Origin of the sequence: Kitasatospora sp. NPDC057904 (assembly GCF_042887925.1) — a bacterium.
Classification (GTDB): domain Bacteria; phylum Actinomycetota; class Actinomycetes; order Streptomycetales; family Streptomycetaceae; genus Kitasatospora.
The window spans coordinates 580814-593488 of sequence record NZ_JBHVOL010000001.1 but is presented as its reverse complement, the minus strand read 5'-3'; the positions used below and the strand labels follow the sequence as shown (position 1 = coordinate 593488).

The following is a 12675-nucleotide window of genomic DNA, read 5'->3' as shown; positions in this document are numbered from 1 at the left end:
TCCGTCCGGTCCCGTGCGCTACTTGACCGCGACCTGGGAGATGTCGAGCACGCCGGTCCAGTCGCTGATGACGATGTTGCGGACGTCCTTGCCGGACAGCCGCTTGTAGACGGGGTGGAACAGCGGGACGGTGAGGGCCTGTTCGCCGAGCCGCTTGTCGAGGGCGCCCCACAGCTTGGCGGCCTCGGCGTGGTCGGTGATCTTGTTGATCCGGTCGATCTCCTCGTTCACCGAAGGGTCGTCCAGCTGCGCGGAGTTGAAGTTGTAGCCGTCGGTGACGATCTGCCGGCCGTCGAAGACGGGTGCGAGGAACGGGCCGCCGGAGGGCCAGTCGGCGCCCCAGCCGGAGAGGAACAGGCCGGGCTCGGTGGCGACGGTGTGGATCGTCTTGGAGTACCGGCTGGACTCCAGGGCGTCCAGCCGGACGGTGATCCCGGCCGCCTTCAGGCCGTCCTGGACGGCGGCGGCCAGGTCCGGGCCGTAGCCCCGGCCGGTCGCGGTGGAGTGGGTGAGCGTGATGGTCAGGCCGTCGGGGTAACCGGCCTCCTTCAGCAGCTCCCTGGCCTTCTGCGGGTTGCCGGTGGGGCCGGCCGGGAACGGGTCGTAGGGCGTGTACCCGAAGGTCTCCTGGGTGGGCAGGTAGGTGGTCGCGGCCTCGGCGAGCGAGGAGCCGCCGGCGGCGTTGACGACCGAGGTGCGGTTGAGCGCGTAGGCGACGGCCTGGCGGACCTTCGGGTCGTCGAACGGCTTCACCTTGGGGTTGAAGGCGAGGTAGTCGACGTAGCCGAAGTGGCCGGTGCCGACCCGGGCGGCGAGGGCCTTGTCGTCCTTCACCTGCGCGAGTTCGGAGGGGCCGAGGTTGGTGTCGGTGGTGACGGCGGCCGCGTCGGCGCCGGTGCCCGCGGAGAGCCGCTGGTTGATCACCGCCGGGTCGAGCCCGGACTGCACGTCGATGGTGTCCGGGTACGCCTTGCGCTGGTCGTCCGTCGCCGCGGACCAGTGGGGGTTCCGCGCGAGGACGAGGTGCGTCCCGTCGTTCTCGTTCTTGACGACCTGGTAGGGGCCGGACGAGACGGGGTGGTCCTGGTACTTCGTCCCGGTGTCCTTGGCCTTCGGCACGGGCGCGAACTGGGTCTGGGTGGCCAGGTACGGGAAGTCGCCCTCGGGCTTGTTCAGGCGGAAGACGATGGTCCTGTCGTCGGGGGTCTGGACGGCGTCCAGGCCGCGGCCGTCCTTGTAGGGGCCCTGGTAGTCCGCCGCGCCGACCAGCCAGTCCCTCAAGTACGGCGCCCCGCCCGATAGTTCAGGGGCGAACGACCTCTCGATGCCGTACTTGATGTCGGCGGTGGTGATCGGCGAGCCGTCCTCGTACGTGAGGCCGTCCTTGAGGTGGTACGTCCACACCGCCGCGCCCTCCGACGGGGTGCCGGTGTCGGTGGCGAGGTCCGGGACCACCTTCGTGCCGGCCGCGCCGTCGGCCCGGTTGCGGGTGGTGAGGGTGCGGAAGACCAGCGAGGGCACGTTGCCGCCGCCGGAGGTGTAGAGCCGCGCGGGGTCGAACTGGTCCTCCGGGTTCTGGTTGAGGACGGTGAGGGTGCCGCCCTGCCGCGGCGCGGCGTCCTTGCCGGTGCTCCCACCGCCGTCGGCCTTCGGGCCGCACGCCGCCAGTCCGGCGACCAGGGCGACGGTGACGGCCGCCGCGGCGAGGCGGCGAGGGGTGAAGGTGGTTCGAGACATCGGAAAGGGAGCCTTTCGCTACCGATGGTGCACGGAGGAAGGCGGGCGGCAGTGCGGCCTGGGGAGGAGTGAGGCCTGGGGAAGGGTGAGCGGCACCGCGCCCGCGGGAAGGGGCGACGCCCCGGCGCGGCGGTCACCGCAACGCGTCGGGGCAGGCGGGTTCAGCGACAGAGGTTGTCGGCGACGCAGTGCGCGGCCACGCCGATCAGCGCCAGCTCGATGGCGGCGCACTCGATCGGGTGACGGGCAGACATGTCGAGAAGACTGTATGACGATAGGCGGATTGTCAAAGGTCCCGAGGTGCCGTCCTGGCGGGGCGGAGCCGACCGGCCCCGGCCCGCCGACGGCCTCAGTGCTGCGCCGACGGCGCGGAGTCGGTGGCCTCCCGGTTCTCCGGCCCGCCCGGCGCCGAGGTGACGAACGTCCGCTCGGTGAGTGCGGCGGTCGGCCGCAGTACCAGGACCGCCGCGCAGCAGGCGGTGACCGCCGCCATCACGACCAGCAGCGACTGGTAGTCGAACCGGTCGATGAGGACCGTGCCGGCGGCGAGCGAGAGCGACTGCGGTACCAGCACCAGCATCGTGCACATGGCGTTGACGCGGCCCTGGAGCCGTGGCGGCGTGTGGAGTTGGGCCGCCGACGACAGCACCACCATGAGCCAGGTGATGGCGATGCCGTCCGCGACCTCGCCCGCGACGACGAACGCCATGTGCGGCACGCAGTAGGCGAGCGCCGCCAGGGCGAAGGCGCCGATCCCGAGGCCCGCCGTGCGCGCCATGCCGGCCCGTCGGATCAGCGCGGACACCGTGAGGCCGCCGGCCACGGCGCCGACGCCCTGGACGGCGTTGAGCGTGCCCAGCGCCGAGGGCGGCCGGCCCAGCCCCTCGTCCACGACCGCGAACATGACGGTCTGGCTCAGGCCGATGACGCAGAACGCGCAGGCGGCGGCGTAGCCGATCTGCGCCAGGACCGGAGTGGCGTTGATGTGCCGCAGGCCCGCGAGGGCGCTGCGCGGGAACGCTTCGCCGGAGGCCTCGGGACCGACGGACTCCTCGACCCGCAGGCCGGCGAGCGCCAGGATCGCGGCCAGGAAGGTCAGGGAGTTGAGCACGGCGAGCGTGCCGCCGCCGGCGACCGCGTAGACGGCCACGCCGGCGAGCGGGGCGAGGATGCGCAGCCCCTGCGTGGTCGTCTGGAGGATCGCGTTGGCGCCGGTCAGCTGGTCGTCGGGGAGGAGGTCCCGGCGGATCCCGGCCGACGCGGCGCCGAGGACGCCGAAGGCCACGCCGTAGCAGACCGCCACCAGGTAGATGATCCAGAGCTGTTCGCCGCCGCGCACCGCGAGCAGGGACAGCACGGCCAGCCCCATGAGGGCGTTGGTGACCATGAGCAGCGGGCGCCGCCGCACCCGGTCGGCGAGGTGGCCGAAGAGCGGCGACAGCACCATGGGCGCGCCGAGGGCGGCCTCGACCCCGCCGGCGGCGGCGTTGCTGCCGGTGAGGTCCTTGGCCCAGATGCCCAGGGTCAGGTAGAGGGCGCTGCTGCCGAAGCCCGAGAGCGCCTGGCCGATGAGCAGGCGGCGGAAGCGGGGGTCCGCGAGTGGCTTCACCGCCTCTCCAGGCTGTCGCCGGGGTGCAGCAGGACGGGCGCGGACTCGAAGCCCCGGATGAGGTTGGAGTGGAGCCGCCGGGCCGGTCCCGCGGGTTCGGCGCCCGCGGCCTGGGTGAGCAACTCGCCGAACAGGACGCGGAGTTCGGTGCGAGCCAGCGCTCCGCCGAGGCAGAAGTGCGGACCGCTGCCGAAGGCGACGTGCGGGTTGGGTGTGCGCCGGACGTCGAAGGCCTCGGGGGCCTCGAAGACCGTCTCGTCCCGGTTCGCGGACGGCATCCAGACCGTCACCGGATCGCCGGCCCGGATCGTCACCCCGGCGACCTCGACGTCCCGGGCGGCCGTGCGCAGCACGTGCATCGCCGGGCTGGTGAAGCGCAGGACCTCGTCGACGACGGTGTCCATCCCGTCGGGGGAGGCGGCCGCGAGCCGCCACTGGTCGGGGTGGGCGGCGAAGGCGAGGAGGCCGCCGACGGTGGCGTGCCGGGTGGTCTCGTTCCCGCCCGAGATGAGGCCGTCGCAGTTGAGGAAGATCTCCTCGTCGGTGAGCGGGACGCCGTCGACCAGGCCGTTCGCCATGGCGCTGACGACGTCCTCGCCCGGCTCCTCGCGGCGGAAGTCGACGAGGTCGGCGTAGTAGGCGAGCATGCCGGCGTGGGCTTCGAGCCGGGCGATCGGGTCGACGCCGGACGCGCCGAACGCGGCCCGGGTGGAGTCGAGCATGAACCGCCAGTCGCTCTTCGGCACACCCAGCAGGTCGCAGATCACCGCGACCGGCAGGACCGCGGCGAAGTCCGTGAACTCGCAGGGCTCGTCGGTCAGGACGGCCGCCAGCTCCTCGCGCACGATCGTCCGCATGTTCTGCTCCAGGCGGGCGACCATGCGCGGGGTGAACGCGGAGCTGATGACCCGCCGGATCTTCGCGTGCCGGGGCGCGTCGGTGACGATCAGCATCTTCCCGGCGGCCTCGGCGGTGGCGGTCGGGTTGTGGCCGATCCGCATGCCCTGGGCGGAGGTGAAGGCCGCGGTGTCCTTGAGCACGCGCTGGACGTCGGCGTGCCGGGTGACGGCCCAGAAGCCGCCGCCGTCCGGGCCCTCGTTCCAGTGGACCGGGTGGTCGCGGCGGAGCCCGGCCCACACCGCCTCGGGGTCGCCGGTGCCGTACAGGGCCGGGTCGGCGAGGTCGACCGCCGTGGGGTCGACCGCCGCGGGGTCGACGGTCGTGGGGTCGATCGCCGCGGGGTCGACGGTCGGCGGGGCGCCGGGGCCGCCTGCTGCTGTCGTCATGATGCGCTCCCCTGGGGGGTGGCCGGCGCCGGGCCGAGCAGGTGCTCGGCCCGGGCGATGGACAGGATCCGTTCGGGCCGGCCGAGGACCAGCTCCGGGAGGTGCCGGGAGACGGCCGCCACCGGCCAGTCCCACCAGCGGGCCGCGAGCAGCCGCTCGACGTCCTCGGGGCCGTAGCGGGCGCGGATCACCCGGGCCGGGTTGCCTCCCACGATCCGGTAGGGCGCCACGTCGGAGGCGACCAGGGCGCCGGCGCCGATGATGGCGCCGTCGCCGACGGTCACCCCGGGCATGACGGTGGCGCCGCGGCCGATCCAGACGTCGTTGCCGATCCGGGTGTCGCCCTTGCGGCCCGGCCCCCGGGCGATCAGGTCGTCGATCAGGGCGTCGCGCCAGTCGCCCTCGAAGCTGAGGAACGGGTAGCCCGTGGGCCCGTCGAAGACGTGGTTGGCGCCGGCCATCACGAAGGTGACGCCCGCGGCGATGGAGCAGTAGCGGCCGATGAACAGCCGCTCCGCGCCGAACGCGTAGCGGACCCGGGCCTCCTCGAACCCGGCGGTGTCCTCGGAGGCGTCGTAGTAGGAGAAGTTCCCGGCGACGACCTTCCCGCCGGGCTGGAGCACCGGGCGGATGAAGACGCAGCGGTCGTCGCCGAGCGGGCGCGGATCGCGGGGGTCCGGGATGTCCAGGTCGGGGTCGAGGTCGCAGGGGTCGGTGGAGTCGTGGCGCTCAGTCACCGTCGGCCTCCGTGCGCCGCGCGGGCAGGGACGTCAGGGCGGCCGTGACCAGCGGGCCCGACTGCTCCAGGACGGCGGGCGTCATCATCGCGTCGTGGTCGGCGTTCACCACGTGGTGCTCGGCGTCGGTGAGGTACGGCCGCCAGGCCTCCTCGGCGGAGCCGCGCTCGGCGACGGTCTTGGCGGCGGCGATGCTCAGGACGCGCCCGTGGTAGCCGTCCGGGTGCGGCGGCCCGAGGAGGGCGGCGACCCCCTTGGCCGCGCGGACCAGGGCACGGCTCTGCCGGGCGTCGAGGGTGCCGTCGGCGGACGGGCCGGCGATGACCTCGCCGGTCACCCAGGCGGCGAAATCCCCCTCCAACTCCTCCGGGGTCACCGGCCGTTCGTACGGCCAGGCGTCGAAGAGGACGACCAGGTCGACGGTCCGGCCGGCGGCCTCAAGCAGGCGGGCCACCTCGTAGGACAGGACCCCGCCCAGCGACCAGCCCATGAGGACGTACGGGCCGTCCGGGTGCGTCGCGGTGATCAGGTCCGCGTAGCGCCGGGCCAGCGCGTCGATCGACTCCACCGCCTTGAAGCGGCCGTGGCTCTCCGTCACCTGGATCCCGTGGACAGGCTGGTCCCGCTCCAGGTGCGGCAGTACGGAGCCGTAGCACCAGCCGAGGCCCCCGATGGGGTGGATGCAGAAGACCGGACGGGCACCGGGCCGGCCGCGCCGGAGCTCGATGACGTTGGCGTACGGGTCGGCCGGGGCCCGGTCGAGCCGGGTCGCGAGCTCCGCGGCGGTGGGCGTCTCGAACAGCGTCGCGATGCCGATCTCGGCCCCGAGCAGGGCGCGGATCCGGCCGATCAGTCGGGTCGCCAGCAGCGAGTGGCCGCCGAGCTCGAAGAACGAGTCCTCGGGACCGACCCGGTCCACGCCGAGCTCCTGCGCGAAGAGCCGGACCAGGACCGCCACGCGCGGGTCGTCCGTGGTGGTCGCGCCGCTCACGGCCGGGCCGTTCGCGCTCGGGCCGTTCGCACTCAAGCCGTTCGCGCTCTGGCCGTTTGTGTGCTGGCCGTTCGCGCTCGGGCCGTTCGCCGAGGGCGCGGGGAGGGCCTTGCGGTCGACCTTCCCGCTCGGCGTCAGCGGCAGGTGGTCGAGGACCACCACGTCGCCGGGGACGAGGTACTCCGGCAGGTGCTCGGCCGCGTACCTCCGCAGCGCCGTGGCGGGGTCCTCCTGGAATTGACGGTCCGTCAGAACCGCGTAGGCGACGAGCCGGACGTCCCCCGGGCGGTCCTCGCGGGCGATCACCGCGGCGTGGGCGACCTCCGGGTGGCCGGCGAGCACCGCCTCCACCTCGCCGGGCTCGACGCGGAAGCCCCTGATCTTGATCTGCTCGTCGGTGCGGCCGAGGAAGACCAGCTCGCCGTCCGCCGTCCAGCGCACCAGGTCGCCGGTGCGGTACATCCGCTCCCCGGCGCCGCCGAAGGGGCTGGGCAGGAAGCGCTCGGCCGTCAGGGCGGGCCGGTCCAGGTAGCCGGTGGCCAGCCCGGCGCCCGCGAGGTACAGCTCCCCGGGCACGCCGGGCGGGACGGGGCGCTGCCGCGCGTCCAGCACGAACACCCGGGTGTTCGCGACCGGACGGCCGATCGGGACGGCCTGCGGCACCCCGTCGACGGTGCGCATCGTCGCGCACACCGTGGACTCGGTGGGGCCGTAGGCGTTGACCACCTTCGCGAAGTGGCGGGCCGCGTCGAGGACGGCGGGCGTGCAGGCCTCGCCGGCGGTGACCAGGGTGACCCCGGCGACGTCCTCGTCGAACTCGGTGGCGAGCACCACGGCGGGCGGCAGGGTGGCGTGGGTGATGCCGTGGACGCGCAGGAAGTCCGCCAGGGCCGGGCCGGGGATCCGGTGGGACTCCGGCACGACGACCAGGCACCCGCCGGTGAGCAGCGCCATCCAGGTGTCCCACACGGAGGCGTCGAAGCTCATCGAGGCGAACTGCAGGACCCGGCTGTCGCCGCCGACGCCGAGCGTCGCGGCCTGGGAGCACACCATGCTGGGGAGGCCGCGGTGGGAGACCACCACACCCTTGGGCCGACCTGTCGACCCCGAGGTGTAGATGACGTACGCCGGGTGGGCGGGGAGCAGCGGCGCGGTGCGCTCCGCGTCGGTGGGCGCGGTGGCCGGCCGCTCCGCGACCGAGCGCCGCACGTGCGCGTCGTCCAGGGCGAGGAGCGGGAGGCCGGGGCCGCCGGGCAGCCCGGCCGCCACCTCGGTGGTGCTGAGGACGCAGGCCGGGGCCGCGTCCCGCAGCATGAAGGCGATGCGGTCGGCGGGGTAGGACGGGTCGACGGGGAGGTAGGCCGCGCCGGCCTTCAGGACGGCGAGCAGGGCCACGACGATCTGCTCCGAGCGGGGCAGGGCGAGGGCCACGAGCCGCCCGGGCCCGATGCCGCGGGCGATCAGCTCGTGCGCCAGCCGGTTGGCGCGGGCGTCGAGTTCGGCGTAGGTCAGCTCGGTGTCGAGGTGGCGCACCGCCGGTGCGGCGGGGGTGCGCGCGGCCTGGGCGGCGAACAGTGCGGGCACCGGGAGCTCCGGCACCTCGGCGGCGGTGTCGTTCCACTCCCGCAGGACCTGCCGCCGCTCCTGCGCGGAGAGCAGGTCCACCTCGCCGACCCGGCCGTCCGGGTCGGCGGCCAGCGCCTCCAGCACCCGCTCCAGCCGGTCGGCGATGCCCTCGACGCTGGCGTGGTCGAACAGGTCGGCGTCGTACCCGATCGCGGCGACCAGCCCGCCGGCCTGCCCGGCCGCGGCGCCCGGGCGTTCGCCGAACACGAAGGACAGGTCGAAGGCCGAGATCCCCATGCTCAGGTCGTGGGACGCCACCTCCAGGCCGGGGAGGGCGAGTTCCGCGGTGATGCTGTTCAGCATGGAGACGCTCACCTGGAACAGCGGGTTGGCGCCGGGCACGCGGGCCGGGTTGAGCGCCTCGACGAGCGTCTCGAACGGGACGTCCTGGTGGGCGAAGGCGCCGAGGTCGGCCTCCCGGACCCGGCCGAGGAGTTCGGCGAAGGTCGGGTCGCCCGAGAGGTCGGTGCGCAGCACGAGGGTGCCGGCGAAGAAGCCCACGAGGCCGTCCAGCGCGGCGTCGGCGCGCCCGGAGGTGGCCGTGCCGAGCGGGATGTCCGGCCCCGCGCCGGAGCGGGACAGCACGACGGCGACGGCGGCCTGGAGCGCCATGAACACGGTGCAGTCGTGGGCCCGCGCGGCGGCGGCCAGCGCGGCGTGCAGCGCCGGGCCGACCTCGACCGCGACCTCGCCGCCGCGCAGGCCGACCGTGCCCGACCGCGGCCGGTCGAAGGGCAGCGCCAGCTGGTCCGGGAGGCCGGCCAGCGTCCGGCGCCAGTACTCGGTCTGCTGCGAGAGCCGGCTCTCCGGGTCGTCCTCGGTGCCGAGCAGTTCGCGCTGCCACAGCGTGAAGTCGGCGTACTGGACGGGCAGCGGCGGCCAGGCCGGCGCGGTGCCGGTGTGGCGCGCGCCGTACGCCTCGGCGAGGTCGTCGAGCAGCGGCTCCAGCGACCAGCCGTCGCAGGCCACGTGGTGGACGACCAGCAGGAGGACGTGCTCGTCCGGGCCGAGGCGGAAGAGGCGGGCGCGCAGGGCGGGTTCCGTGGTCAGCCGGAAGACGCGTTCGCTCTCCGCGGCGAGTTCGGCGTCCAGCGCGTCCGGGGTGGTGTCGGTGACGGTGAGGTCCGTCCGGGCCTCGGCCCGGGAGAGGATCCGCTGCCACGGCCGGCCGTCCTCGGTGGGCAGGACGGTGCGCAGCGCCTCGTGCCGCTCCACGACGTCGGCGAGGGCGGCGGTCAGCGCGTCGACGTCCAGGGCGCCGGACAGGCGGGCCGCGTACGGGATGTTGTAGGCCGCTCCGCCGTCGAGCTCGTTGAGGAACCAGAGGCGGCGCTGGGCGAAGGACAGCGGCAGGCGCTCCGGGCGCGCCGCGGGGCGCACGGCGGGCCGGGCCCGCTCTCCGAGGGCGACGGCCGCGGCCAGGCCGGCCGGGGTCGGGGTCTCGAACACGGCCCGGATGGACAGTTCGACGCCGAGGGCGGCGCGGATCCGGTCCACCAGCCGGATGACCAGCAGCGAGTGTCCGCCGAGGTCGAAGAAGGCGTCCTCGACGCCGACCCGTTCCAGGCCGAGGACGTCGGCGAACAGCCGGCACAGGGCCGCCTCGGTCGCGTTCGCGGGCTCGCGGCCGGTGGATCCGGAGGCGAACCCGGGTGCGGGGAGGGCGGCGCGGTCGATCTTGCCGTTCCGGGTGAGGGGGAGGGCGTCCAGGGTGACGATCGCTGCGGGGACCATGTAGGCGGGCAGGTGGAGGGCGGCGAAGTCGCGGAGTTCGCGCGGGTCGGCTGCGTCAGCGCAGGCGGCGTAAGCGACGAGCCGGGGGTCGCCGGGGGTGTCGTCGCGGACGACGACGGTGACGCCCCGGACGGCCGGGTGGCGGCCGAGGGCGGCCTCGATCTCGCCGAGTTCGATGCGGAAGCCGCGGATCTTGACCTGGTCGTCCGCGCGGCCGAGGTATTCGAGTTCCCCGTCGGCGGTCCAGCGGGCGAGGTCGCCGCTGCGGTAGAGGCGTGCGCCGGGTGCGTCGCCGAAGGGGTCGGGGACGAAGCGCTCGGCGGTGAGGCCGGGGCGGCCGAGGTAGCCCCGGGCGACCCCGGCGCCGCCGACGTACAGCTCGCCCGGCACACCGACCGGGACGGGCTCGCCGCGGCCGTCCAGGACGAGCGTCCGCCAGCCGGGCAGTGCGCGGCCGATCGGGCTGCGGGCGGTCTCGGTCCCTTCCGGGGTGAGGACCCGCCAGGTGACGTGGACGGTGGTCTCGGTGATCCCGTACATGTTCACCAGGACCGGGCGGTCGGGGGCGTGGCGGCGCCACCAGGCGCGCACGGGGGCCATGTCGAGCGCCTCGCCGCCGAACACGACCAGGCGCAGGCTCAGTTCGCCGGCCGGGCGGCGCTCCTCCTGGGCGACGAGCTGGCGGAACGCGGACGGTGTCTGGGAGAGCACGGTGACGCGTTCGCGGACCAGCAGGTCGAGGAAGGCCGCGGGGTCGCGCGTGACCTCGCGGGGGACGACGACGAGCCGTCCGCCGTAGGCGAGGGCGCCCCAGATCTCCCAGACCGAGAAGTCGAAGGCGAAGGAGTGGAACAGCGACCAGACGTCGCGCTCCGACGGCTTCGCCAGGCCCTCGGTCGAGGCCAGGAGCCCGGCGAGGTTGCCGTGGGTGACTTCGACGCCCTTCGGCCTGCCGGTGGAGCCGGACGTGTAGATGACGTAGGCGAGTTCGCCGGCCTCCGGGCGGACGGATCCGGTATGGACGGCGTCCGTCGCCCGGGAGGTGTCGAGGGTGCGCCAGGGCCCGGCGGGGACGCGGTCGGCGGCGTCGGTGAGGACGAGCGGGACGCGGGCGTCGCCGAGGACGTACGCGATGCGGCTCGCCGGGTTGTCCGGGTCGACGGGGACGTACGCGGCGCCGAGGCGCCACACGGCGAGGACGGCGGCGGCCATGTCGACGGTGCGGGTGAGGCACAGGCCGATGCGGTCGCCACGGTTCACGCCGGCCCCGGCGAGCAGGGCGGCGAAGCTCGCGGCACGCTCGTCGAGTTGACGATATGTCAACTCCAGGGTGCCGTCGCTCACCGCGACGCTGTCACCAGCCGCGGCCACCCGCCCGGCGAACCGCTCCGCCGCCGACGGCCCCACCCCGGGCAACGAGGCGTCCGTGCCGGCCCGTTCGAGCACCCACCGCCGCTCGGCCCCGTCCAGCACCGGCAGTTCGCCGATCGGGCGCCCCGGCCCGGCCAGCACCCCGGCCAGCAGCAGCTTCCAGCGGCGGGCCACGGCCTGCGACGTGGTCCGGTCGAACAGGTCCTCGGCGTACTCCAGCACCCCGCTCAGGCCGGCCGGTCCGCCGTCCCCGTCGCGGTGCTCGGTCACGCCCAGGCTCAGGTCGAACTTGGCGGAGCCCGCCTCGAAGGGCTCGTCGGCGACCTCCAGGCCAGGGAGGACCAGGCCGCCGTCCCCGCCGGCCTCCAGTGCGAAGCTCACCTGGAACAGCGGGTTCCCGCCCGCAGTGCGGGCGGGGTTGACGGCCTCGACCACCCGGTCGAAGGGGACGTCCTGGTGGGCGATCGCGGTCAGGGCCGTCCGGCGCACCCGCTTCAGGAGCTCCGCGAACGTCGGGTCGCCGGAGCAGTCGAGCCGGAACACCAGGGTGTTGACGAAGAACCCGACGACCTCCTGCAGGTCCTCGTCGGTCCGGCCGTCCACCGGCGAGCCGATCGGGAGGTCGGTGCCCGCCCCCAGCCGGCTGAGCAGCGCCGCGAAACCCGCCTGGAGCACCGTGAACAGCGTGACCCGGTGCTCGCGGGCCAGCCGGGCCAGCCCGCGGTGGGTGTCGGCGTCGAGCTCGAAGTGCACCGTCCCGGCGCGGGAGGGGCTTGTCGTTGAGGAGTCGGCCCGGGAGGACCCGGCCCGGGCGGACCCGGCCGACTGCGGCCACGGGCGGTCGCGGGGGAGCCGCAGCTCCGGCGGCGCTCCATGCAACTCCTCCCGCCAGTAGTCGAGTTGCCGCGAGAAGAGGCTGTCGGGATCGTCCTCCGCGCCCAACGACCGCCGCTGGCGCACCGCGTGGTCCGTGTACTCCGTCGGCAGGGCAGGCCACTCGGGCGCGGCGCCGGCGCGGCGCGCGGCGTAGGCCGTCCCGAGGTCGCGGTCCACCAGGCCGACGGACCACCCGTCCGCGGCGATGTGGTGGATCACCAGCGCCAGCACGTGCTCCTCGGGGCCGGTCGCGAACAGCCAGGCCCGCACCGGGAGTTCGGAGGTCAGGTCGAAGTCGTGCCGGCAGGCCCGGCCGATCCGCTCGGCCACCTCGCCGGAGCCGCACTCGGCGAACTCCACCGCGAACCGCGCGGCGACGTCACCGGCGGCCACGACCTGCTGCCACGGTTCTCCGGCGACCTCCGGGAAGACCGTCCGCAGCGCCGCGTGCCGGCGCACGACGTCGCCGAGCGCCGCCGTCAGCGCCGTCCGGTCCAGCCGCCCGGTGATCCGGACCACCCGGGGCATGTTGTATCCGGCTCGGAACTCCCCGAGCCTGGAGAGGAACCACAGCCGCTGCTGCGCCAGGGACAGCGGCAGCCTGCCGGTGCCCGCCGCGGCGGGGGTGTCCGTCCCGGCGGGAGCCGGGACGGGGGTCGACCCGTCCTCCGGGGCGTCCAGACCACGAGACATCTCGATGTACCTCCT

The 12675-nt window shown here is 74.6% G+C and carries 6 protein-coding genes; all 6 read right to left on the bottom strand.

Going from position 1 to position 12675, the window contains the following annotated elements:
• Nucleotides 1–18: 18 nt before the first annotated feature.
• On the bottom strand, nucleotides 19–1737 hold the full coding sequence (locus ACFVSN_RS02805; protein ID WP_387598132.1) for an ABC transporter substrate-binding protein: 1719 nt from the start codon (nucleotides 1735–1737) through the stop codon (nucleotides 19–21).
• Between the two features lie 161 nt (nucleotides 1738–1898).
• Nucleotides 1899–1991 (bottom strand): Ms4533A family Cys-rich leader peptide, encoded by a 93-nt coding sequence (locus ACFVSN_RS02800; RefSeq protein ID WP_380435284.1) that lies wholly within the window; start codon nucleotides 1989–1991, stop codon nucleotides 1899–1901.
• Between the two features lie 95 nt (nucleotides 1992–2086).
• Nucleotides 2087–3346, bottom strand: a complete 1260-nt coding sequence (locus ACFVSN_RS02795; protein WP_387598130.1) for an MFS transporter — start codon at nucleotides 3344–3346, stop codon at nucleotides 2087–2089.
• The gene (locus tag ACFVSN_RS02790) at nucleotides 3343–4632 is read right to left on the bottom strand and encodes a cytochrome P450 (RefSeq protein WP_387598127.1); all 1290 of its coding nucleotides are present in this window, start codon (nucleotides 4630–4632) and stop codon (nucleotides 3343–3345) included. The genes ACFVSN_RS02795 and ACFVSN_RS02790 overlap by 4 nt, the downstream gene beginning before the upstream one ends.
• Nucleotides 4629–5369, bottom strand: a complete 741-nt coding sequence (locus tag ACFVSN_RS02785) for a CatB-related O-acetyltransferase (RefSeq protein WP_387598124.1) — start codon at nucleotides 5367–5369, stop codon at nucleotides 4629–4631. Before ACFVSN_RS02785 ends, ACFVSN_RS02790 begins: the two co-directional genes overlap by 4 nt.
• Nucleotides 5362–12660, bottom strand: coding sequence for an amino acid adenylation domain-containing protein (locus ACFVSN_RS02780; protein ID WP_387953595.1), 7299 nt, complete (start codon nucleotides 12658–12660; stop codon nucleotides 5362–5364). The genes ACFVSN_RS02785 and ACFVSN_RS02780 overlap by 8 nt, the downstream gene beginning before the upstream one ends.
• Nucleotides 12661–12675: the final 15 nt, after the last annotated feature.